Annotated in this window: 15 protein-coding genes; 10 read left to right on the forward strand and 5 right to left on the reverse strand. The window is 50.2% G+C overall.

The annotated features are described in order from the left end of the window. Positions 1–28: 28 nt before the first annotated feature. The 3 genes from F0L74_RS22240 to F0L74_RS22250 all read right to left on the reverse strand — a co-directional run bounded on the left by F0L74_RS22240 (position 29) and on the right by F0L74_RS22250 (position 4,499). On the reverse strand, positions 29–2,356 hold the full coding sequence (locus F0L74_RS22240; RefSeq protein ID WP_149840116.1) for a PAS domain-containing hybrid sensor histidine kinase/response regulator: 2,328 nt from the start codon (positions 2,354–2,356) through the stop codon (positions 29–31). Between the two features lie 307 nt (positions 2,357–2,663). Further along, positions 2,664–3,608, reverse strand: a complete 945-nt coding sequence (locus F0L74_RS22245) for a hypothetical protein (RefSeq protein ID WP_149840117.1) — start codon at positions 3,606–3,608, stop codon at positions 2,664–2,666. Between the two features lie 126 nt (positions 3,609–3,734). Next, positions 3,735–4,499, reverse strand: a complete 765-nt coding sequence (locus tag F0L74_RS22250; protein ID WP_149840118.1) for a basic secretory protein-like protein — start codon at positions 4,497–4,499, stop codon at positions 3,735–3,737. Positions 4,500–4,764: 265 nt separating this feature from the next. Here F0L74_RS22250 and F0L74_RS22255 point away from each other — a divergent pair, with 265 nt between their 5' ends. Continuing rightward, complete coding sequence (locus F0L74_RS22255; protein ID WP_149840119.1) at positions 4,765–5,544, forward strand: hypothetical protein; 780 nt, start codon at positions 4,765–4,767, stop codon at positions 5,542–5,544. A gap of 83 nt (positions 5,545–5,627) precedes the next feature. On the opposite strand, the gene F0L74_RS22260 is transcribed toward F0L74_RS22255, so the two are convergent. Continuing rightward, positions 5,628–5,990 carry a DoxX family protein gene (locus F0L74_RS22260; RefSeq protein WP_149840120.1) on the reverse strand — a complete coding sequence of 121 codons (363 nt, stop codon included), beginning with the start codon at positions 5,988–5,990 and terminating at the stop codon, positions 5,628–5,630. Between the two features lie 102 nt (positions 5,991–6,092). Here F0L74_RS22260 and F0L74_RS22265 point away from each other — a divergent pair, with 102 nt between their 5' ends. The 7 genes from F0L74_RS22265 to F0L74_RS22295 all read left to right on the forward strand — a co-directional run bounded on the left by F0L74_RS22265 (position 6,093) and on the right by F0L74_RS22295 (position 16,891). Continuing rightward, positions 6,093–6,461: a winged helix-turn-helix transcriptional regulator gene (locus tag F0L74_RS22265; RefSeq protein WP_149840121.1), complete on the forward strand. Its 369-nt coding sequence runs from the start codon at positions 6,093–6,095 to the stop codon at positions 6,459–6,461. A 104-nt stretch (positions 6,462–6,565) separates the two neighbouring features. Further along, the gene (locus F0L74_RS22270) at positions 6,566–7,177 is read left to right on the forward strand and encodes an RNA polymerase sigma factor (RefSeq protein ID WP_149840122.1); all 612 of its coding nucleotides are present in this window, start codon (positions 6,566–6,568) and stop codon (positions 7,175–7,177) included. Positions 7,178–7,224: 47 nt separating this feature from the next. Next, positions 7,225–8,400 (forward strand): FecR family protein, encoded by a 1,176-nt coding sequence (locus F0L74_RS22275; RefSeq protein WP_149840123.1) that lies wholly within the window; start codon positions 7,225–7,227, stop codon positions 8,398–8,400. Positions 8,401–8,748: 348 nt separating this feature from the next. Then, the gene (locus F0L74_RS22280) at positions 8,749–12,141 is read left to right on the forward strand and encodes a SusC/RagA family TonB-linked outer membrane protein (RefSeq protein WP_188316111.1); all 3,393 of its coding nucleotides are present in this window, start codon (positions 8,749–8,751) and stop codon (positions 12,139–12,141) included. A 28-nt stretch (positions 12,142–12,169) separates the two neighbouring features. Continuing rightward, positions 12,170–13,705, forward strand: coding sequence for a RagB/SusD family nutrient uptake outer membrane protein (locus F0L74_RS33930; RefSeq protein WP_149840125.1), 1,536 nt, complete (start codon positions 12,170–12,172; stop codon positions 13,703–13,705). 61 nt (positions 13,706–13,766) lie between these two features. Then, complete coding sequence (locus F0L74_RS22290; RefSeq protein ID WP_149840126.1) at positions 13,767–14,354, forward strand: hypothetical protein; 588 nt, start codon at positions 13,767–13,769, stop codon at positions 14,352–14,354. Positions 14,355–14,389: 35 nt separating this feature from the next. Further along, positions 14,390–16,891, forward strand: a complete 2,502-nt coding sequence (locus F0L74_RS22295) for a zinc-dependent metalloprotease (RefSeq protein WP_149840127.1) — start codon at positions 14,390–14,392, stop codon at positions 16,889–16,891. Positions 16,892–17,030: 139 nt separating this feature from the next. Here F0L74_RS22295 and F0L74_RS22300 read toward each other — a convergent pair whose 3' ends face one another. After that, the gene (locus F0L74_RS22300) at positions 17,031–18,326 is read right to left on the reverse strand and encodes an OmpA family protein (RefSeq protein ID WP_188316112.1); all 1,296 of its coding nucleotides are present in this window, start codon (positions 18,324–18,326) and stop codon (positions 17,031–17,033) included. A gap of 446 nt (positions 18,327–18,772) precedes the next feature. Between F0L74_RS22300 and F0L74_RS22310 the strand changes: the two genes are divergently transcribed. Then, on the forward strand, positions 18,773–19,672 hold the full coding sequence (locus F0L74_RS22310) for an N-acetylmuramoyl-L-alanine amidase (protein WP_188316113.1): 900 nt from the start codon (positions 18,773–18,775) through the stop codon (positions 19,670–19,672). A gap of 591 nt (positions 19,673–20,263) precedes the next feature. Further along, positions 20,264–23,680 carry a carbohydrate-binding protein gene (locus F0L74_RS22315; protein WP_149840131.1) on the forward strand — a complete coding sequence of 1,139 codons (3,417 nt, stop codon included), beginning with the start codon at positions 20,264–20,266 and terminating at the stop codon, positions 23,678–23,680. Positions 23,681–24,147 lie beyond the last annotated feature (467 nt).

The raw sequence follows: 24,147 nt of genomic DNA on the forward strand, positions 1-24,147 counted from the left end.
GGCCAATTTATATTTAATCGTGTTTTGTTTATAATTCCATCTTACGGATCTGCGCGATCTTTAATAACGTAGCCAGCATCTCCCGGGGGAAGAACGGTTTATTAAGGATATCGAAAATACCCATGCGGGCGAACTTGCGGCGCACTTCCGGCATAATATCCGCCGTAAATACAACGATGTGGATCTCATGGTATTTATTACGGATGATCTCTGCCAGCTCATAACCATCCATACCGGGCATGTGCAGGTCTACCAGCGCAACATCGTAAGTGTTCTCTTCTAATAGTTCCAGCGCTTCCTTACCTCCCTGAGCACAGTCTGGCAAAATGCCAAAATACTCCAGCTGGTTTTTGGCCACCATGATATTGATGGGATTATCCTCCACAAAAAGCACGCGTAAATTCCTGAACCGTTTTGAATAGGCGGAGAGCTCCGTGAGCTGCGCCCGTTTGGGCAGGCGGCTTTTTTTGATGGGCAGCTCAAACACCAGGTCAAAATAGAACTCTGTGCCTACGCCGGGCGTACTTTCCAGGTACAGGCGGCTGTTATGGAGCGCCACCAGCTTGCGGGTAATGGTGAGGCCCAGGCCTGTACCTTCCTGCTCCCTGTAGGCGGCTTGCTGTACCTGGCGGAAGCTTTCGAATACAGTTTCATGGTATTCCTCCGGGATGCCGATACCGGTATCCTTTACGGAAAAATGCACGGTGATCTTGTTCTTTTGCTCAGACTCCAGCAGCTGCAGAGAGATGGTGACCGTTCCTGTATCCGTATACTTTACGGCGTTGCTGACCAGGTTATTCAGGATCTGCGCCAGGCGGATGGGGTCTGCCAGCACTTTATCCGGGATCTCCTTGCCTACCTGGCTCACCAGCTCTATGCCTTTGGTAAGCGCCAGGGATTTAAACTGGTTCCTGATATTACGGATCAGCTGGTGCAGGGAGATTTCTGTATAGGTGAGATCAAACTGCTCCCGCTCCATCTTGTTGAGGTCCAGTATATCGTTGATAAGCTGTAAAAGATGATCTGCGGAAAAGAGCAGGTTATGGATATACTCTTCCTGCTCTGCGGTATAGTTTAATTTAAGCAGGTTGGTGATGCCGATGATACCATTGAGCGGGGTCCTGATCTCGTGGCTCATGATGGAGAGGAAATCGGACTTGGCTTTGGCGGCTTCTTCCGCCATGTCTTTGGCGCGGATGAGCTCCAGCTCTGCTTCCTTCATGCGGGTAATATCCATAAGGGCGCCGCGGATCATCACTACTTCCTCATCCCGGATAACCGGCACGCCTATAGCGCGGATCCATTTGCGTACCCCCATGGCGGTGATAACACGCAGCTCTATATCGTAGGGCCGCCGGTCGTGAATGGCTGCTGCGGTATAAGTGCCCATGGCCATCTGGTCGTCTTCTTCAAAGAAGCTGCGGGTATTCTCCAGGGTGGGCACAAAGTCCGGCGGTACATCGTACAGCAGGTAGGTTTGCCTGGTCCAGAAGATCTGGCCAGTGTGCACGTTATATTCCCAACCACCGGTCTGGCTCAGCTGCTGGCTAACGTCCAGCAGCTGGTTGCTGAGCTCCAGGCGGTCTTTTGTTTCCTGCAGGGAAATCTCTGCCAGTTTCTGGGCGGTAATATCCTGTATGCTGAGCACTATTACCTGGTCTGCCGGGTCCGGCGCCTGGATCACAGGGCGGACGCTGGCGTGGAACCATTGGTTAATGGAGGGGTCGATGTGTTTGTAGGTTACTTCGCGTACTTCGCCGGTGCGGCTTACTTCGTCAATAACGGCGATAAAGGGGGCGGACATGGCGCCCATGACCTCAGACACGGTCTTGCCCAGGAAAAGCTCCCGGGGCATGAACAACAGGCCTTCGTCAGACACCCAAACGTTCTTAAAACGCTGGTTGCCGTCCATCTCAAATACAATATCTTCCAGGGAAGTGAGCAGGGCCTGCAGGTGTGAGGTGAGCTCCTGCTGACGGGCTTCGGCCTCCCGCTCTCCGGTAATATCCTGCAGGTAGCCTATCAGGTAATTGCCAAAAACGCCTGCTACAAACCGGGCGGTAGTAGTGCAATAACGTTTTCCTTTTTGCGGGTGCAGTATGCGGTGCAAAAATTTGAACGGCTCTCCCTGGTTGGCAACGGTAGCCTGCACCACAGTGGCTATTTCAGGGATGTCCTTACCAATTATAACCTGATGCCAGCCTTTACCGGCTGCCTGTTCAAAGGTAAGACCGGTAATATTTTCCCACTCTTTGTTTACGAAGAAGCAATTTCCATCCGTATCTGAAAGAAAAGCGCCAATGGGAGCAAGCTGCAATGCCTGCTGTAAGTATTGTTCATCTCCACTAAGTTTCATCGGATAGGTTTATAGGTATTGCCTAGTATGACTCTCGGTACAATAATAGCATTTTTTTCATAGCATTAATACATATCAGAATATGTAATATTACTATCCTTCTCATTCTTTCACTGTATTTCCCGCTATGATCCTGTTTATAAAACAGGTAATTGTCCCCTATGTATTGTCCCCAAAGATGTTACTGATTAAAGGCCGTTCCAGCAACTTTATTCGTGTAAATATAAAGATTATTGATGATAATGATGGCGATAAACGAGGGCCGGCCAATCGTATGGCCGGCCCCTTGTTTGAATAGGCGTATTTATCAATACGTTACGCCGGGAAAATCCCTTCTTGCCTTGTTGAACTGCGACTCATAGGTGCTGGTCCATCCAAAGGCGGTGGTGGCCTGCGCTTTCAGGTTCCTGCCGGCGGCGCCGCTCCAGAAGTGAACAAACTCTCCCATGTTCAGATCGCGGGCGTAGTTCTGTCCGCTTTTGGGAAAGTACTGGGCAAGCAGCTGAAAGTACTTATTCAGCGTGGCGGAACCACCAGTCTGGTAAATGGGATAGAACCAGTTTTTGAACCACTGGGTACCTGCACGGGGGAAATTATCCGTGTTGTTGATCATGAGGTTATACCAGCGGGTAGCGTCCGCTGTTCTGCCCAGGCCTCTATATACATCGTAGATAAAGATCTCCGCCCATTTGCTATCGCCCCAGATGTTGAAGGCGGGCGAGTTGTGCACGCTTTTGGAAGCGCTTTCCACGATGTGGGCCACCTCGTGGGTGGTGATATCCAGGTCGTTGCCGGTACCGGCCGTCCAGGCATTACTGCTGTTGGAGCCAACATCGATCACATTACGGAAATCGTGGCTGGCGTCGAAGTAGGTAGACGGATGGCCGCCGCTGTACTTGCCCGTATGGAAGATAGCGAACAGGCGCGTATCAGCGCCAAAGGAGCCGTATACGCTTTTGGTATAACGCCACACATCGCCCATATAAGTATTGGGCCAGGTGATGCTGCTGTTCACATCATTATCGAAATATACTGCTACATCGTTATCAAAAAATACGCGGTGCAGGAGCTGTACGTGCTCAAACCAATGCTCCTGCCAGGTAGTGGGAGGATCGGCCAGGAGGGCGGAGGCCTTTACGTTTGGCGTAGCATTATCTGGTGAAAGGGCGGAAGGCGCTGCTTCCTTTTTGCAGGCGGTTGCCAGCAGCAACAGGCCGGACAGCAAGCCAGCCAGGCAAGGTGTTTTTCTCATATGGTCTTGTTTTAAATAAAGGAACAAAAAGCAGAAATAGCGTTGCCGCAAGCGGATCGTTTGCTCATCACTCCCCGGTGTGAGAATAACAGCACGGCAGCGCTACTCCTGTAAAGGTTTAGATCGTTATAAAGCAGGGTTGGCAGAATAATCGGCCCAGAGCTGATCAACGGTTTCACCGGTGAGGGTGCTCCAGGTACTGCTGGTGTAGGTGTGATTACGCAAACGGGTATTCAGGTCGTTCACGATGCTGGGATGCCCATGCCGCTCGATCCATACCAGGAAACGGGCGGTAACACGGTACGCGTCCGTATAGGACTGGCTGGAGGACCAGTTGGGCAATGACCAGCCGGCGCCGGCGTTATCAACGCCATATTTATAGCGCACGTAGTCTGCAATACCTTCCGTGAGCCAGCCGGGCGCGCCGCCCGTATAGGCCTGTACGATATGCATTATTTCGTGGGTAACCACATCTATATCACTGGCATGCGTTTGAAAATAGGACGCGCTATACCGGACTACGGTACCGGAGGTAGCCGCAACGCCGTTATAATTAGGGTCCATAATAAAGGTAACGCTGGTAGCTGCGTTGGTGTTAAAGCGGGTGCGCAGCTGCGGGTATACGCTAAAGAAAGTGTTTACCATCCGTTGACGCAGCGCATCGTCAAGGTTGGAGTAATTGTTGGTGAATACGACAGTGAGGCCGTTGCTGGTATAGGCAACGGAGCCAACGGGCGTAAGGGTCAGCGGGGCGAGGGCGCCGTTTTTTTCGTTTGGTACTGCTGTATTTTGCTGCTCAACGGGTGTAACAAGGGCGGATTTGCTACATGCAGATAATAAAGAGATGCTTACAGCACCTGCGATGAGGACGTGTTTGAGTGGATAGCTCATTTTGATTTCGGGTTTTCGAGGGGAGTGGATATTACAAGCGATCTATTGAAATTAAGCGGATTTTTTTTGATTGTCAATAGGCGAGAAATATAATTTGTAAATTTTAACCACAAATAATATCTTACAGCGTCATATATAGATATTAGCATGTTTGAGTGGCCCATTTTAACCCATTACCATTTTATTACTATTTCCTGTACCTACATTACAATTGTGTTCCCTTGTCACACGATACATTTTTTTACCAAAACCCGGACATTACCGTATGAAAGCACTAAAGTTATTTCCCCTATTAATTTTTATTCTGATCATTGCATCCTGTAAAAAAGATAATGTATCAGCCCCCGATGAAAGTCAGGATTTAGCCTATAAAGAAAAAGTAATACAGCTGTTACATCATAACACTGTAAAGGCAGACTCCATCAAAGATGCTGGCATTACACCTGTTGGTACGCTCAACCTGAACTTTGACACGTATAAAGCAGCCTATGATTATGTCAATAGCTTTGTTGGCAAAGATTTGCAATCTACTGACACCATACAACCGCCAAACAGCCAGGCCGGCGCCAGGGCTCAGGATGCTGAGGTTCCATTAACCCAGGATCCAACGACACCTCCGGTGACTGATCACAATGGCTCCTGGGATATCACTTACACCGCGAATCCAATTGTAACATGTACAATCCAAAACACTTTGCATACTTTTCAGTTTGGTCTGATATATGCTTTAAGAATCAAAGTGCATTATAGCCTTTGGCCGACAGCTGTTGTTGAAAATTACCCTCATGATGCGCAGTTGGCTTATACCGGGCCAGGAACTATTACATCAATTAGTCCGGCAAACCTGGTAACAGCTACACTCCCAACGCTTGGCCCTCCTAATACAGGAAAAATCTCTGGATTAATACAGGGAACTATAGCGGTTGCGGGATCACCTGTGGCTTCACTCCTGTTCGTATTAAGCGGAGGATATACCTGGAATATACCCACACTTATAGGTGAACCGATCATTGTACGTACAACTATGTCGGCCGTTTCTTTTTAAAGTTAATCGACGAGGGAACAATAAGAGGGCGTTGTATCGATATATACAACGCCCTCCATTATATATATTATCATTCTATCTACTTAAGCTGTCTTTACGCCGTTTAGCTTATGTAACGTTATATACGACGCCGCCAGGAATAACAGCATGATCACCGGCATAAAGAAGGGATCGCCGGAAACGCTGTGTGCGATGGTGGCGGAAATAAAGGTAAAAGTGAAACCTGCGTAGGTCCATTCCTTAAAACGCGGGCCTACCGGCGCCAGCAGCAGTACCACGCCAATCAGTTTGGCAATGGCCAGCTGTACGCGGAAATAATCCGGGTAACCCAGGTGATGGAAACCCTGTGCAACAGCAGGATCGGAAAAATAGGCATAGGCTGAGTACACCATCATCAGCGCGACCAATGCAGTAGTTACCCAATAGGTGATTTTAATTCCTTTCATTATTATAATTTTACTGTTGCAAAGCTACCTACATTAAACACCGGTTTGCCCTTAGTATACTACAGGTTAGTGGTTACCAAGGGGTAAGCGAAACTCAGATCTATGGAACATAACGAGCAACCCACCACCTACCCTACCCCGTACGAGTGCCAGAATAGCCTGGGCGCGATCCGTGATGCGCTCTTTGTGATCGGCGGCAAATGGAAGCTGCAGGTCATATCTGCCATAGGCCAGGGACATAACCGGTTTAATGAGCTGCAGCGGGCGCTGACCGGCATCTCTGCCCGGGTATTGTCCGCGGAGCTGAAAGACCTGGAGCTGAATGGTTTTGTGACCAGGAAAGCTGATCCGAATTCTCCTGTCAATGTAGAATATGGGCTTACGGACTATGTGCATACTTTGTATGATGTGCTGCGTTCTTTAACGGAGTGGGGTGAGATGCATGGCAAGAAGATCAGGGGGAAGGATTAAACGGTCCCATCCATTCATTGCATTAATTCTAACATTTTTAGTATTTTTAAGCCCTTAGGCGCAAACAGCGCTATCAAGATAAGATCAAGACAGAGGTTTCCGGAATGCCCGATCATCTAGATAACGAGAAAGTATTATTCCAATTGATTGCTGAAGGGTCACAGGAGGCCTTTGCGGCGGTTTATGCACGTTATCATGAAAAAATCTACTCCCTATCCTTCCATCTCACCAAATCCGAAGTTGTTGCTGAAGAAATAGTACAGGATGTGTTCCTGAAGGTATGGCTGCAGAAACAGGGCCTACCGGAGATCCGCAATTTTGAGTCCTGGCTGTTCATATTAGCCCGTAACCATATTTATACCTGGTTAAAAGCCCGGGCGCAGCGGGTAACGTTGGAGCCGTTGCCGGAGGACTTTGTGTCTGTGGAGCCGGTGGCCGCGGAGTCTGTCATCCACCGTAAAGAGTTTGAAGCCCTGATCAACGCCGCTGTACAGCAGCTGCCGCCCCAGCAGCAGCAGGTCTATAACCTGTCCCGGGAAGAGCACCTTGGCCGGGAGGCGATCGCAGAGCGCCTGGGCGTGTCCCCGGAGACCGTAAAAGTGCATCTTAGCCGGGCCATGCGTTCCATCAGGGCCTACCTGACCGCCCGGATGCCCATTTCCCTGATTTTTCTCCTCATTCTGAATTTTTTGTTAATTTTTTTGCTGGCCATGTAACCCATCCCGCAAAAAAGATAGTCTTTACAAATAACGACGGGTAATTTATGAAAAACGAAAGGCTGATATACTTATTTGAACGTTATGCGCAACAACAGCAAACTGATGTTGAGATGGCGGAGTTACAGCAATTTCTGGCCGATGAACGGAATGAGGAGCAGGTAAAAGCGGTAATTGACGAATACTTTACTGATCAGACGCCGGTCTACAAGATGAAGACAGGCGTGGCAGATGATATATTGACCACCATCCTCCAGACACAGGAGGAAGCTACGACAGCCGTGGTGCGTGCATTGCCGCGCAGGCGGCATACCAGTTGGTGGGCAGCGGCCGCGGTGGTAGCCGTATGCGGCGCGGGCATTTATATATGGCAACGGCCGGCAGCGCAACAGGCAGTGCCTGCGGCGTCTGTAGCGACGCTGAAGCATAATGGCCGGCCTGGCGGTAATAAAGCCACGCTTACCCTGGCGGATGGATCTGTGATCTCCCTGGATAGCACGGGGCACCAGACCATCCCCGTACAGGGAGGCGCTATACAACAGCATAATGGTCAACTGGCATACACGGTGACCCAGCCTAAGGAAGCAAGTTATAATGTCCTTTCTATCCCTCGTGGCGGGCAATTTCAGCTGGTGCTGCCAGACGGCACCAAAGTGTGGCTAAACGCAGCATCCAGCCTGAGATACCCCACGGCATTTACGGGTAAGGAAAGAGTAGTGGAATTAACAGGCGAAGCCTATTTTGAGATAGCACAGAACGAAACGCAGCCATTTAAGGTGACGGTAGGCGTCGCCGCGGTAACGGCATTGGGGACAAGTTTTAATGTTATGGCCTATGCGGATGAAAGCAATATCCATACTACCCTGGTAAGCGGCGCGGTGCAGGTATCCTGCCCGGAAGGCAGCAAGGTATTACAACCGGGCATGCAGTCTGTATGGAACAAAACTACGCATGTCCTGCATATACAGGATGCTGATATAGACAGAACGCTGGCCTGGAAAAGCGGCTTCTTTGAACTGGATAACACCGATCTACCCACTATTATGCGTCAATTGGCGCGGTGGTATGATATAGAGATAATAGATCAATCAAAAGGCAAAACTGCCGGATTATTTGGGGGACGAATCAGTAGGGATGTAAATCTTACAGACGTATTACATGTACTGGAACGATATGGGGTCCGTTTCAGCATAGAGGGTAACAAAGTCACTATTCTGCCTTAGTTATTATACTAATGAAAGTACTATTGTTCTTCCGGGCCATCCCGGGGGAATAGGGGATTTTTTATGCCTGTAAACCAATGCCAATGACGTAAATATACTATCAACTAACATCTAAGAAGGGTGAACATAGAACCGGAGGTGCGCCAACACCTCCGGGAGGAAATGTTTGGCAACAGCCAATAATCTGATTCAGGGACTATTTTCATTACCAAACACCACAAATGTATGTATTCTAATGTTAAGGGGAAAACCCCTTGTGGGAACGTATTATCAACCAGGTCTGTCTACAACGGCGCTACGCCAAAGAACGTTGTAAGTGGATGTTTACGAAGTAAATTATGTAGGGTTATGAGAATGACCGCATCCTTGATGTTACTTGCCTGCCTGCATATTGCAGCCAAAAGCGTATCGCAGGTAGTAACGATCACCGCAAAGAATGAGCCGCTGAAAAGCGTTTTCAGGGAGGTATCCAAACAAACGGGTATCTCGATCCTTTTTAATGAAAAGGAGTTGCAGGAAACCTTGCCGGTGAGCCTTAAAGTAAAAGGCGCATCCGTGCAAACGGTGATGGACGAGCTGTTGAAGGGTCAGCCCCTGACGTATAGCATAGAGAATAAGATCATCATTATTGAAAAGAAGAAGATACAGGATGACTATATAGATGTAGCGCCCACGCCGGTTGTGGCGACGCCCGCCGATACAGTCCGCACCGTTAGTATAATTGGGTTCGTAGTTAGTGAGGAAAGTAAATACCTTTCAGGAGTCACCGTGATGGTAAAGGGTACGCCCCAGGGCTATGTAACGGATAATGAGGGCAAGTTCACTTTGAAGTATGTGCCGGTGAAAGCTACGCTGATCATAACCAGCATTGGCTACGAAACGCAGGAAGTAGCGGTAGGACCGGTTCCCACTGGTTTAACGGAAACCGTGAAGTTCGTTACGCTTAAAAAACATGTGGGCCAGTTGGACGAAACGGTGATACAGGCGTATGGCACTACTACCAAAAGGAAGACCACTGGTAATATCACCACTATTAAAGGTGAGGAAATTGCCAAACAGCCAATAAATAACCCGCTGTTGGCTTTACAGGGCAGGGTGCCCGGCATGGTGATCACGCCACAGAGCGGCTACCAGTTTGGCGGTATTAAAGTGGAGATCAGGGGCCGTGGCGCCATTGATCCTCATATGCCATCAGACCCTTTATATATTGTGGATGGTGTGCCACGCACCATACTGGAACTGAACCCGGGTACAGGGTCACCTGATTACAGCTCCAACATGGTAGGGCAAGGACTGGATCAAACGGGTAATTTTGGCTTCAGCGGCGGTATTAACCAGTTCTTTGGTATGAGCGCCCAGGACATCGCCTCCATAGAAGTGCTGAAAGATGCGGATGCTACTGCTATTTACGGCAGCCGGGGCGCCAACGGGGTGATCCTTATCACCACCAAAAAAGGTAGTCCGGGCAAAACACGGTTTGGCCTTAGCCTGAACCAGGGCCTGAACTTTGTGACTGGCCGTTGGCCCATGCTGAATACGCAGCAATACCTTGCAATGCGCCGGGAAGCCTTCAAAAATGATGGCATTACCCCCAGCGCAGCTCCCGGCTCTGATTTTGCACCGGACCTGTTTAAATTTGACAGCACCCGTTATACGGACTGGCAGAAGTTCTTCTGGGGTGGCACTGGTAAAAACACCAGGCTAAACGCCAGTATGAGCGGGGGCTCAGAACAGAGTTTCTTTTATATAGGCGGCAACATTAACCGCAGCACAGATATAACCAATGCCAAGGGCTCCAGCATGAGCGCCGGCATCTCTGCCAGCATTACCAACCGGGACCGCGCTAACCGCTTCCAGTCCGTGCTGACGATGAACTACAACTTCACCTCCATAAACGCTATTAACGGTTATGGCCAGGCAAATATGTCGCCCAATGCCCCTTCGCCATTTGATAAAAACGGTAAGCCCAACTGGGACGAGTACCGGGGCTTAAATATTCTGGCCCTCCCCTTTGTGAATCTGCTGCAGCCACACACCAGCAGCGGTAATGAGATAAGCGCCAGCCTTGCCTTAAGCTACAAGATATGGAAAGGGCTGGAAGCAAGGACCAACATAGGCTTCACTGCCAATGACGGCCATACCACTGCCATCACCCCCATCACCAGCCAGGACCCGCTGTCGAATACACCGCCTACGGGTAGCAGCAACATTGGCAACACCCAAAGTAAGAACTGGCAGGTGGAACCACAGCTGGCCTACAGTTTTGGCAACAGTGAGCGATATGGTCATTTTGACCTGCTGGCAGGCGGCACATTGCAAAATGCTCATACCAGTGCCACCAATATCACGGGCAGCAAATATACCAACGACGCCCTGTTATACAATATCGGTGCTGCGCCGGCATGGATCGCCTCTGGCGGATCTGCCCAGTACCGGTATGTAGGCACTTTTGCCCGTATTTCTTATGGGTATGAGGATAAATATTACCTGAACCTGAACTGGCGCCGCGATGGCAGCAGCCGTTTTGGAGCAGGCAACCAGTTTGGCAACTTTGGCTCCGTGGGCGCCGCCTGGATCATGAGCGACGAATCATGGATGCGTAAATGGCTGCCTGAATTCATCAGCCTTGTAAAAGTACGTGGCAGCTATGGCCTTACTGGCAGTGATGCGGTAGGTGATTACAAATACCTAACCCAATGGGGCAACGGCGTAGAGGGCACCCAGCTGCTCCCTTATAACGGCATAGGCCCGGTGGTGCCACAGATCCAGCCCAATGCGGATTTTCACTGGCAAACCAATAAGAAGCTGGAAGGCGCGCTGGATATTGCCATGCTGGATGACAGGATCAGCACGGAAATTGCCTGGTACCGCAACCGTTGCGGCGACCAGCTGATCCAGTTCCCTACCCCCAATTTCAGCGGCTTTGCCAATGTAGTTGCCAACTCTCCGGCCAACGTACAGAACAGCGGGGTAGAGTTTTATGTGAATGCGCAGCTTATTAATACCCAGGACGTAAGCCTGAATTTCCGGTTCAACATCAGCCATAACCAGAACACACTTATCTCTTATCCCGACCTGGCGCAATCACCCTACTATACCAAATACAGGATAGGCAAATCACTGGATGCCAATTATTTCTATCACTTTACCGGTATAGATCCCGCAACAGGCGACTATACTTATGAAGACTACAACCATGATGGCAAGATCTATTCCGGCGGCACCGTACCACCGGGCACTGGCGATGATGACAGATATGTAGCCATTAACATGACCCCCAAATATGAAGGCAGCTTTGGTTACAGCGTACGATGGAAAGCGTTGATGCTGAATATGGACTTCCGTTATTCCAAACGTCTTGCGAGCGCCTCTATTACGCCCAGTCCCGGCGGTCCTGAGAACATCTCTGCATGGACATATGAACACCGCTGGACCACTCCGGGACAGATTGCGGAAGCGCCGCGTTTAACCACCCTGCAAACAATGGACAGGATGAATTTCACGGCCTCCGACGGTTTTATAACAGACGCCAGCTATATACGCCTGGGCACTATTGTGCTGGGTTATCAGCTGCCAGCTGAATGGCTGCGCCGCTTTCATATGTCCAGTCTGAGCGCCAATATCAGCGCCCAGAACATCTTTGTATTAACACACTACAGGGGACTGGATCCGGAGATCACTTATTTTGGCTCCATGCCGCCCACCCGGACCATTACGGCAGGTATCTCCTGCGGATTCTGATGATGTGATAAATTTAAAACGACAACGCATGAACTTATTGCAATATAAAAGGAAGGGAACGAAAGTGTTGGCCGCAGCTAGCCTGTTACTGGCCATGTACGGTTTAAACGGCTGTAAAAAGCTGATAGAGATAGACCCGCCCGTTGCCACGGTGCCAACTGAAGAAGCCTTTGCCTCTAATTCACTGGCCAGCGGCGCTTTGGCCGGCTTATATTCCCAGCTGATGTCAAACAGCGGAAGCTCGTATTTCAGCAATGGTTCCACCAGCATTTATGCAGGTCTTTCCGCGGACGAGCTGCAAAGCTTTTCCGGCAACAGCATACCGCAGGAATATCAATTTTACAGCAACACACTTCTCAGAGATAACGCATTTACACAAGGTATTTTCTGGGACCCGGCCTACAAGATCATTTATACCGCCAATGGTATCATAGAGGGTGTAGCCCACTCCACCTCCGTATTTTTGGATGATTCTACCCGGGCTTTGTGCACCGGCGAATCTAAGTTTGTACGCGCCCTCTGTTATTTTTACCTGACTAATATGTTTGGCGATGTACCCATGCCACTGACCACCGATTTCCGTCAAACCACGACCCTTCACAGGAGCCCGCAGGCGGATGTATATAAACAGATGGTACAGGACCTGCAGGATGCCACTAAACTATTGCGCCCGGATTACTCATCTGCCGGCAGCAATGAAAGAGTACGCGTGAATAAGTATGGAGCGGCCGCCTTATTGGCCAGGGTATACCTGTACCAACAGGACTGGAAGAATGCGGAAATACAGGCAGACTCCGTGATCAATAGCGGTTTGTATTCGCTGGCGGCTGATCTGAATAACGTGTTCCTTAAAAACGGCCAGGAGGCTATTTTCCAGTTGAAACAAAATCCATTGGCCAGTCAGCAAGGGGTTATTACAGAAGCCAAGTCTTTTGTGCCAACTGTCCGATTGAGCCAGTTCCCGCCAGCAGATCAGGCTACCTTCCTGGATTCAGCTACATTTAGCCAGTTCGTGTCCCTCTTCATACCGCCTTATTATCTCACCCCTCAGCTAGCGAATGCCTTTGAGCCAGGCGACAAACGGCGCACCACCTGGATAGACAGTGTGCCCACGCCTGCTACTGAGCCTTATCATAGCATTTTCTATTACTATTCCGCTAAGTATCCCGACCAGTTAGGTAGCACCAATACCGAACCTAACCGCTATTATATGGTGCTGCGCCTGGCGGAGCAATACCTGATACGCGCGGAAGCCAGGGCCCAGCAGAATAACACCGGCGGCGCAGCCGCAGACCTGGATATGGTGCGCAACCGCGCCGGCCTGCCCAATACTACAGCAGGCACCAAAGATGCCCTGTTGGCTGCCGTAGCCCATGAGCGCCAAACAGAGCTGTTCACGGAATGGGGCCACCGCTGGCTGGATCTGAAAAGAACAGGGAAAGCCAACCAGGTACTGGGCGCGATACCCAATAAACAGCCGTGGAAACCCTACCAATTGGTCTATCCTATTCCTGTGCTGGAAATCCAGAACGATCCTAACCTGTCACAGAATCCTGAATACTAAACCAGGATGACGTCATATACGGAGATCATGTAAACATCTGAACACTTAAACGAAACAACCAATGAATCTGAGCAAACGTTTACTGTCAGCAGGCGGCCTGCTGTCCCTGGCGGTTACGCTATCTTTCCAGAGCTGTGCGCCTTCCGGCGGTGGCAGCTCACGCAAAAAGATGCCGGAGCTTACCGGCTCGCAAAGCCTGGAATCGTATGTTCCTTACGGTATGCAGCAAGGCAACGCCGCGTTCCCTTTTGCCACCGGGTATGTGGATGTGATGGCTAACGGGCAGATGGAAACCCTGCTTTCCGTTGCCCTGCCGGATGCAGCGGAAGACTCTATGATGCTGAGCATTATAGCACATTACAAACCGCTGGCCACCATGCTGCTTACCCAATGGGCCCAGCAGCAAAAAACAGGCGTATTGATAGACCTGCGCAGCAGCCCTGTCACCACGGCACTGCGCGCGGACTTTATGGTACAAAGGCAGGATGCTTTTTCCCTGCCGGTTGTATTCCTGTGGGACCGTAACTCTGCCCCCAGGGCCGCTGGTTATATGCGCCTGCTGGACTCCGCTCCGGGTTTTAATATAACCCGCCAGTCTGCCAGCCTGGACAACTCTTTTGAAGGACAAAACGGATTTGGCAATTTTTAAACTGCCGCAATAGTATACGCTTACAAACAGCTACCATGCATTTCAGCAAAAGACATATACCACAACTCGTACTACTAACACTGCTATGCTGGGGCGCCGCAACACCGGCCCACAGCCAGCTAAAGATCCTTGACCTCCTGAAGCCTAAACAGGATACCATTAAAAAGGATACAGCCCGTAAGCCGCCACCGCCGCCGGTGAGCGCTTACGACAAAGTGATCAATCCGCATTTTAAGACCCAGCACGGGTTGTTTACTATCCATCAATATAAAGACAGCATTTATTTTGAGATCCCGGATTCCCTGCTGGGCCGGGATATTATGGTGATCAACCGCCTGGCCAAAGGGCCGGCAGGTTATGACGCTTTCCCAGGCGAGGAGCTGGACCAAAAGACCATCCAGTTTGAGAAAGGAAAGGATTCCAGTATCCGTGTGCGTTATGACCTGATCGTAAACCTGGCGGATACCGCCAATGCGATCTACAAAGCCGTGTCAGCGTCCAGCATTAACCCGGTGGTGGTTACCTTTCCCATCAAGGCGTATTCCAAAGACTCCAGCAGCTATGTAATAGACGTGAGCAAGTTCCTGACGGAGAAATCCTTTGTGAATGATATTGATGATAAGACCAGCACAGGTAAGGCGATGAATACGATGCTCATGAAAGATTATCATGTAGAGTCTATCCATACCTACCCTATCAATGTGGAGATCAACATCACCAAGAACACCACTACCAAGCTCAATCAACCGGCTACACTGGAAACGCATACCTCTTTTATTGTGCTGCCCAGAGAGCCTATGCAGCAGCGGATCTTTGACCCGCGCGTAGGTTATTTTGCAGACTACCTGTATGCCTATGGCGATGATCAGCAGAAAATGGAGCGCCGGAGCTTTATCCTGCGCTGGCGCCTGGAGCCTAAGGATGAAGACCGTGCCAAATGGGAGAAAGGCGAGCTGGTGGAGCCCAAACAACCCATCGTGATCTATATAGATCCCGCTACGCCCAAACAATGGCGGCCTTACCTGATACAAGGTATTAACGACTGGCAGAAAGCGTTTGAGCAGGCTGGTTTCAAGAACGCCATTATGGGTAAGGACTGGCCGGCTAACGATAGCACCATGAGCATTGAAGACGCCCGCTACTCCTGGCTGAACTACTTCCCTTCCGCCACCGCTAACGCCTATGGCCCGCAGGTGCATGACCCGCGCAGTGGCGAGATCATCCAGACGCATATAGGCTGGTACCACAACGTAATGAGCCTGCTGCATAACTGGTATATGATACAGGCGGGCGCTGTGGATCCCAAAGCCCGTAAAGCCAAATTTGACGAAGAGCTGATGGGACAACTGATCCGCTTTGTATCCAGCCATGAAGTGGGCCATACCTTAGGTCTGCGCCACAACTTTGGCAGCAGCAGCCGTACGCCGGTAGACAGCATGCGCAGCATCAGCTACCTGAAAGCGCATGGCCATACCGCCAGCATCATGGACTATGCCCGTTTTAACTATGTAGCGCAGCCGGAGGATCATATCCCGGAGGAACTGCTGTTTCCCCGTATAGGCGAATATGACCGCTGGGCTATTGAATGGGGTTACAAGAGCAGCCACGCCAAAACAGCTGAGGAAGATAAAAAGATCACTTATAAATGGATCACTGACCGTAACGCCAAAAACCCGCGCCTGTGGTTTGGTGATGGTGAAGGACAACGCTTTGATCCCCGTAACCAAACGGAAGACCTGGGCGATAATGCGGTGAAAGCCACCGCCTACGGCATTAAAAACTTGCAGCGCATCATGCCTCACCTGCCGGAATGGACCCGCGAGGAAGATGACACCCGTGATAACCTGACGGAAATGTATGGCGAGTTGAAAAACCAGTATACCCGTTATATGACGCACGTGTTGAGAAACATAGGCGGCGTTACGCAAACACTGAAAGCAGACGGTCAGCAAGGCGATGTACTGGCGCCGGTATCAAAAACACTGCAACAGGACGCCATGGACCTGATCGTTGATCAGGTGTTCACCACGCCCACCTGGCTGCTGGACCCCGCGGTACAGAACCAGGTAAACACGCCTAACCTGAGCGCCGGCCTTGCAGGTATTACACCTACGCCCAATTTTGTAGAAGATATACAGATCCGTATGCTTAACAGCCTGCTGGACCTGAAACGCATCAATACCCTGTTGTACCAGGCGGAACAATTTGGCGCGAAGGCCTACCCTGCTGAGAAATATATGATCACCCTGCACCAGGCGATCTGGAAAGAGCTGAAAGGCAGCGGGCCCGTTGTGATAGACCGCTATCATCGCAACCTGCAGAAAGCCTACCTGGGTAATGAAATGGAAGTTGCATTATCACGCAGCGCAGACGCCCTGGAAACAGACGCTTCTACTATGATACGCGTAGACATGCTGACTATACAGAAAGAAATTGAGCAGGCATTGCCCCGCGCTACCGATCTGATGACAAAGGCCCATCTGATGGACCTGCAACACCGGATCAAGAGCGCTACGGCTGACAAGCCCGCGTTTTAAAGAACGATTGATTTATGGTTGATTAAAAGGTGACGGGCCGGTCTATATAGACCGGCCTTTTTTTATCCGGCTGTATCTCATAAAAAAAGCTGCACGAAGCGTTACCCGGTGCAGCTTTCCCATTTAGTTAATTATACTCCTAAAGCTTTATAAACTCCACGCGGCGGTTATTAGCCTTGCCGGCCGGCGTGGTATTATTATCAATGGGTTGGGTCTTTCCTTTACCGTCTGTTTCCATACGGGCCGCGTCAATGCCAAAGGTCCTGGTCAAAGCTTCTTTTACGGCGTCTGCACGGCCTTTGGAGAGGTCCAGGTTTAGCTTATCATCACCATCCGCATCTGTATGGCCTATGATCTTTACGCGTACGGAGGCGTTTTCTTTGAGCACATTGGCGATATCCTGCAGGCTGCCGTAAGAACCCGCCTGGATCTTATCACTGTTCACATCGAACAGGATGCCATGGGTAGTGAACTTACCTTCTGTAATGAGCTTATTACGGGTATCCGGCGCGCCTACTGCCAGGCGGATGTTGCTGACGAAGAAGGCGCCGCCTTCCTTGTCAAAATCCGGTGCGTAGGCATTGAACACTAACGCATTCATCATAGCGCCGGCGTCTAATGCACGGGGCAGGTCCAGCGTTTTATTGCTATCCAGGTATACACGTACCCGTTGTTTCTGCCGCCAGATGGATACTGTCACAAAGTTCTTCCTAGGTACATTGAACTCCGGCAGGTCACTTTTGTTCTGGCTGCCGATCAGGTTTGACGAATAATAGATCTGTCCATCCCCGGAAGATTTAGGACATAATCCCAGTTTGAAATTAGCCATGCGGCTGGAAGAGCTCTCTGCCCGGCCCATGTCGAACCTTGCGTCTGCATCCTTTGCCTGTAGCAGGCCTATGGTGAGCTCCGCAATAGAGGCGATGCCATCGGTAGCCATCACGTCCATTTGCAGGGTAAAATTGTCCGGGAAGTTGGCGTTAATATATTCCGGGTAAAAGCTGCCGTCCTGTTTCATGCTCAGCCATTTACCGGGGCGGTTGCTAACGGTCACCACTTCTGCACCGGAGCGGGTATTCCACTGGGCCGGAAAATCGCCTACGGCATCCTGGGAGAAATCTTCCTGTACGATGATCTTGTCGCCTGGAACAAAATCAAACTTAGAATAGGAAGTAATGTCTGTGCTGGCAGCAGCCGCCGTAGGAATTGCAGTTGTACCATTGTCGCCGGAGGAGCTTGTGCCCGTGTTACCGTTAGAACCGGAACCGTTGGAGGTATCAGTTGATCCTTTTTTCTTTTTGCCCATATTGTCTATGGACTTGTCCACTGCATCGTTCACTTTCTGGTTTACCTTATTCTTGATACGGTCGAATAATTGGGCTTTCGCAGAACCGGTTAACATACATGCGAGGCCTATAACAAATACTTTTTTCATAAAAATTTGGATATAAGGGTACTCTTTTCGGTTACAAAATAGTCAATATTTACAGCTTTTTACAAACCGGGGGGTATCGAAGATACACCATACAAGTATACGATAAAAAAGGACCGCCTTAAAAGGCAGTCCATACGGTTGCGTTATTAAAATGAACAATAAAAATCCTTATTGAGAGCTCCATTGGCCGGTGGTCAGGTCCAGCTGCCAGTCGCCGCTGCAGTGTGTCTATCGTTCCATGGCAGGCATAGGATGCCCCGGAACTTTCGTGAAAGTTTTACATTTCATCCGTTAGTATTTTATTGTTTCTTATGGCCGGATGACCGCCGGCCGGGTAACGTGAGAAAGAAGATTTAAACGGAAATGCACGCATACGCTTGGAAGTTAGCATGAAAATGACTAACTTAATTACTATTGATAACCCCCTCAAAAAACCGTTACCTCAGATGAAAATCGTAGATCATTGGCTACAAGCCGATACTCCGCAGGAAAAAGTCCGCGTATCCCCCTCGCAGAACGCCCGGCCTCCTATTGACCCGGACTATCTTATCCTCCATTACACGGCTACTGATACCGCTGCCGACGCCATTAACTGGTTTATGAACACCCAGTCCAACCCGGACCGCATTGCCGCCCATATTGTGCTGGATTATGATGGCACCATTACGCAGCTGATCCCTTTTAACTGCCGGGCCAACCATGCCGGTTACAGTATCTGGGATGGGGCCAGCGAATTTAATTATCACTCCATTGGCATTGAGATCGTAAACCCGGGTTATGTAGAAAAGATGGATGACGGCAGCTACCGCCGCGCTAAAGGTAAAGTAAACGGCAAAATGGTGTACAAGACCTACCCTGCCTCCAGCGCATCCAGTATTGTAGCGGCGCAGCACAAACACCGTTTCTGGAATGCGAAGGATAACCAGCATTGGTTTGTTTTCCCGCCAGCACAGTTAGAAGCGTTGTATACACTGAGCAAAACGCTGATCGACAAGTACCAGCTGATCACTGCCCTGGGGCATGATGATATAGCTGCCGGCCGTAAGCCGGACCCCGGGCCGGCGTTCCCCTGGGATACCTTCCGCACACGGCTAAACGGTACGGCCAGTCCTATAGGGAAAGTGTTTGTGACCAACCAGCACGGGGTAAATTTCAGAAGCTCCCATTCCACCACCAGCACCGTTATCAAAACCTTATCACAGGGTTATGAAGTGGGGCTGATCGAAACAAATGGACAGTGGTCCAAAGTATACCTGGTGCAGAAACAAACTGAGGTAGTGGATAATGGCCGGAGCGTAAAAGTGGTGGGGTGGATACATTCTTCGCTGCTGACGCCTAAAGCCTGATAGCTTCCTTATTCTGTTCCCCGTCGTATACACCCACTGATCTATCTCTACCCTGTTATGGGTAACCGATATTGGTGATATAAGTGCTGCCTGACGGCCGTTATCCGTTTCCGGATGATTGATATACAACCTGATAGCGGGCCGGCGGCCGGCCCGCGGATTTTGTTTATCCGTCACGGATCCATCAGCCCTAAAAAAAATCTTTTAACTTCAACGCCTATATTGTAATTTACGCCCGCATAAATATATTATGCGTTGCCTTTATCCAGAATGACAGTGAACAAAGAATGGATGCCTATACAGTTTTTTATACCCATATCTTAACAACAAAAACATCCTGATGGAATACCTATTTATGACTATATAACTGATACTATGCCATGTACACGATCATTATGCGACATTATCTGCTGACAACAATCATCTGACGTACACATTACCCGAATACCTTGTCATACTGCCTTAAACAAGCATGTAAGACCACTATGCGACGTAACCCATACATAACGTGTGAGATGACCATATACACAATAGCGAATCTTCTATACAAAACAGTGAAACACTAACATTAACAAAACCCGTCAACGTACAATGAAGAAAAACCTACTCAAATTTAACCGGCTTTTGAGCGCCAACATGCTAAGGCTATCCGCAGCCCTGATCATGTTACTGACCGGCGCCACCTGCGAGGTGTATGCCCAATTACCGGAAGGCTTCACCGCAAAAAAACTGACTGACAACACCATCCAGGAAGGCGTAGAAATGGCCCATGCCCCGGACGGCAGGATCTTTGTGGCCCAGCGGAATGGTATTGTAAAGGTGCTGCAACCAAATGGCATCCTGTCTACCGTGCACACGGTACAGACCACCACCAACAGCGAACAGGGTTTGCTGGGTATTACGCTGCATCCGCAGTTTGCCACCAACGGGAAGATCTACATTTTCTACACCAACCCGCAGAGCACCGTACACTACCTGGATACCTTTGTCGTAAACACGGCTAACCAGGTGCTGAGATCCGGCAGGGTCATGGAGTTTGACCCCATCATCAACGGCGCGCATAATGGCGGCGCTTTGCTATTTAAGCAAGGCCTGTTGTATGTAGCTATCGGCGAAAGCAATGAGCCTACACAGGCGCCCCTGCTGAACACTTACCGCGGTAAGATCCTGCGCCTGACAGAAGACGGTCTGCCGGCTCCCGGCAACCCGTACTATGATGTGCAGAATGCCACCCGTCAGCAGCGCAGCATCTGGGCCATTGGCATGCGTAACCCCTGGAAAATGGCGCTGGACCCCAAGTCCGGCAAGATCTTCGTGGTGAACGTAGGCGGCGGCTGGGAAGAGATCAATGATGTAACCACGCCCGACGCTTCCAAAAATTACAATTATGGCTGGGATGGCGCTGGCCGCTCCGGACGCGAGCAGCTGGCCAATACCATCTTCCCGGTTTTTGCATATCCGCACCCGCCGGATCCTAACCTGGACAAATGGGGTTGCGCTATTACCTCCGGCGTATTCTTTAACCCGCCGGTGACCAACTGGCCGGAAAAGTACCGTAACCGTTTCTATTTCACAGACTGGTGTGAGAACTGGATGCGGAGCGTAGACGCCACCAACCCGGGCCCGGACTCTACCAACTGGACACAGTTCGCCAGCGATGGCTTCCATTCTATCCTGGGCACCAGCGTAGGTATTGATGGTAACCTTTATTATATTGATTACACCGGCAACGGCGCTATTTACCGTATTGAGTTTGATAGCGACGCATTGCCTAATATAGTGAACCAGCCCGCCAACGATACCGTGTTTGAACAGGACGCAGTATCCTTCTCCATAACGGCATCCGGCGCTATTCCCATGACCTTCCAATGGCAGAAGAATAACGTAAACATCGCCGGCGCTACTGCTGCTACCTATAGCATAGCGCAAGCCGCACGGGCAGACTCCGGTTTGTACCGCTGTATCGTCACCAACGTAAATGGTAAGGATACGAGCGAGAATGCCAGACTGGTGGTGAAACCATTTAACGCCAGGCCGGTACCGCATATCCTGACGCCCGCCAGCAGCCTTACCTGGAACGTAGGCACCGTAGTAGCCTTCTCCGGCAATGCCACCGACCAGGAAGATGGTACCCTGCCCGCATCTGCTTATCATTGGGAAGTACAGTTCTTCCACAAGGATAATCCAACCAGCGAGCACCATCACCCCGGACCAGATATCGCACAAGGCGTTAAGTCCGGCACTTTCGTAGCCAGCAACATCGGCGAAACATCTCCCAATGTATGGCTGCGTATACTGCTGACCGTAACGGACTCCAATGGCCGTACCGGTATTGACTCCGTGGACATTCAGCCCAACAAGGTGAACCTGACCGCTGTGTCAAACGTAGCCGGCATACAGCTGGTGCTGAGCGCACAGGCTACCACCCCGGTTACCAAAACCTTTGTGGTGAATACGCCCATTAACCTGCAGGCGGATCCGCTTAGCCAGGTATTAAGGGACAGCGTGTTTGTATTTGATTCCTGGGCAGATGGCGGCGACGCCAAACGTGTGGTAACCGTACCCGCTGTAAATACCACTTATACTGCCAATTACAAGCTGAGCTCTTCCCTGCAGAACCCGTACTTTGGCGCACCGGCCAGCGTACCTGGTAAAATTGAAGCAGAGAATTATGACCGTGGCGGCGAAGGTATTGCCTATCACGATCTTAGCACGAATAACCAGGGCAACCAGTACCGTCTTACTGAAGGCGTAGACCTGGAAGGCACCGGTGACGGCGGCTCTCAGAACTATAACATTGCCTATGTATCTACCGGCGAATGGGTAGAGTATACTATCAATGTAACACAGACATCTTCTTATATCTTCACCGCCCGTATAGCCACGCCTAATACCGGCAGGACATTCCATATTGACATTGACGGACAGACGATCGGCAATCCTATCAATGTTCCGAATACCGGCGGGTTCCAGGCATGGCAGGACGTATCTATCGTTACGCCTGTGCTGACAACCGGCCAGAAGGTATTACGCGTGACCATGGATGGCGCTGATGTGAACTTTAACTATTTCAACTTTGCAGTTTCTGACGGCAGCGGCATTCCGCCCACCGTTAGCCTGACAGGCCCTGCCAATAACGCTACCTTCTTTGCCCAGTCAGATATTGAACTGGATGCCACTGCAGCTGACGCTAACGGTACTGTACGTAAAGTAGAGTTCTTCCATGACGGCGTGAAGCTGGGCGAAGACACTACCAGCCCGTATGAATTTACCTGGATAGGCGTTGCACAAGGCAACTATGTGCTGACGGCAAAAGCTACTGACAGCGAAGGATTAGTCGCTACCTCTTCCCCGGTGAATATTACCGTGAACGCGGTACCCGGCCCTAAAAACATACCCGGCAGAATTGAAGCAGAAGACTTCAGCAGCGCCAGCGATGTAGGTAAGGAAGGCACCGCAGACGCAGGCGGCGGACAGGACGTAGGTTGGATAGGTACCGGCGACTGGATGGATTATGACGTGATCGTAAGCGCAGCAGGCACCTACAATGTAGACCTGCGTATAGCCTGTAACGCAGCCGCAGGCAGCCAATTACAGCTGCAGGCAGGCGGCGCTACCCTGGCTACTGTAAACCTGGCCAGCACCAATGGATGGCAGAACTGGGTAACGGTTAATACGACCGTAAACCTGGCAGCCGGCCACCAGACCCTGCGCGTTTTTGCCAGCGGCCCGGATTGGAATTTCAACTGGATGGAGTTTACTTCTGCTAGTTTGAAAATGCCGCAGGCAAATGCGTTTAGTGTGTATCCGAACCCGACTTCTGCTACGCTGAAAATAAAAGGCGTTCAGAAAGATGGCCTGTTCAACGTGACCAATGTAGCTTCCGGTCAGGTAACACAGATGAGGTCTACCAATGCTACGCTGAATGTGAGCAAACTGCCCGCAGGAACTTATATTATCAAGTCTCCTACTGATAGTAAGGTTACCCAGCGGTTTATTAAGCTGTAAGCGATTGAATGATGATTGATAAAAAAGGGGAGGCCAGGATTGGCCTCCCTTTTTTTAAGGACTGAAAAACTCCGTTATGAGTTTTTGTGTATTTCACGATCTTCTGGATTATATTTCGGGATATTTATACCTATGAATGCGATTCTCTATTACACGTATAAAGTGCTATGGCGCCTATTAGTCGCTTACGGTGCCTCCACCCTGGTCTTTCTTATTATTTGTATTTTTTCCCGCAGCTATAACCATCAGCGGAAGCGCTACCTGGCCACTGCTAATATCATTGCAGCAGGTATAGGCTGTTTATTGGCGGTAACGCTCGTTATCGAATTGATACGGCACTATTATGCTGATCACACATATTTCTTATATAGTTTATCGCCATACCTGTGGAGCATCCTTTTCCTGGTGCTGTTCTCATCTATTGCGCTATCACCTAGCCTACGGCAAAGCGTATTTTTTACATTTCT

Origin of the sequence: Chitinophaga agrisoli, from assembly GCF_008386695.1 — a bacterium.
Lineage (GTDB): Bacteria > Bacteroidota > Bacteroidia > Chitinophagales > Chitinophagaceae > Chitinophaga > Chitinophaga agrisoli.

Excerpts from the sequence above, each read along its gene's own strand:
- F0L74_RS33930 (WP_149840125.1), top strand. The coding sequence starts at position 12,170 with ATGAACTTATTGCAATATAAAAGGAAGGGAACGAAAGTGTTGGCCGCA.
- F0L74_RS22255 (WP_149840119.1), top strand. The coding sequence starts at position 4,765 with ATGAAAGCACTAAAGTTATTTCCCCTATTAATTTTTATTCTGATCATT.
- F0L74_RS22275 (WP_149840123.1), top strand. The coding sequence starts at position 7,225 with ATGAAAAACGAAAGGCTGATATACTTATTTGAACGTTATGCGCAACAA.
- F0L74_RS22310 (WP_188316113.1), top strand. The coding sequence starts at position 18,773 with ATGAAAATCGTAGATCATTGGCTACAAGCCGATACTCCGCAGGAAAAA.
- F0L74_RS22295 (WP_149840127.1), top strand. The coding sequence starts at position 14,390 with ATGCATTTCAGCAAAAGACATATACCACAACTCGTACTACTAACACTG.
- F0L74_RS22300 (WP_188316112.1), bottom strand. The coding sequence starts at position 18,326 with ATGAAAAAAGTATTTGTTATAGGCCTCGCATGTATGTTAACCGGTTCT.
- F0L74_RS22280 (WP_188316111.1), top strand. The coding sequence starts at position 8,749 with ATGAGAATGACCGCATCCTTGATGTTACTTGCCTGCCTGCATATTGCA.
- F0L74_RS22265 (WP_149840121.1), top strand. The coding sequence starts at position 6,093 with ATGGAACATAACGAGCAACCCACCACCTACCCTACCCCGTACGAGTGC.
- F0L74_RS22240 (WP_149840116.1), bottom strand. The coding sequence starts at position 2,356 with ATGAAACTTAGTGGAGATGAACAATACTTACAGCAGGCATTGCAGCTT.
- F0L74_RS22270 (WP_149840122.1), top strand. The coding sequence starts at position 6,566 with ATGCCCGATCATCTAGATAACGAGAAAGTATTATTCCAATTGATTGCT.
- F0L74_RS22315 (WP_149840131.1), top strand. The coding sequence starts at position 20,264 with ATGAAGAAAAACCTACTCAAATTTAACCGGCTTTTGAGCGCCAACATG.
- F0L74_RS22245 (WP_149840117.1), bottom strand. The coding sequence starts at position 3,608 with ATGAGAAAAACACCTTGCCTGGCTGGCTTGCTGTCCGGCCTGTTGCTG.
- F0L74_RS22290 (WP_149840126.1), top strand. The coding sequence starts at position 13,767 with ATGAATCTGAGCAAACGTTTACTGTCAGCAGGCGGCCTGCTGTCCCTG.
- F0L74_RS22260 (WP_149840120.1), bottom strand. The coding sequence starts at position 5,990 with ATGAAAGGAATTAAAATCACCTATTGGGTAACTACTGCATTGGTCGCG.
- F0L74_RS22250 (WP_149840118.1), bottom strand. The coding sequence starts at position 4,499 with ATGAGCTATCCACTCAAACACGTCCTCATCGCAGGTGCTGTAAGCATC.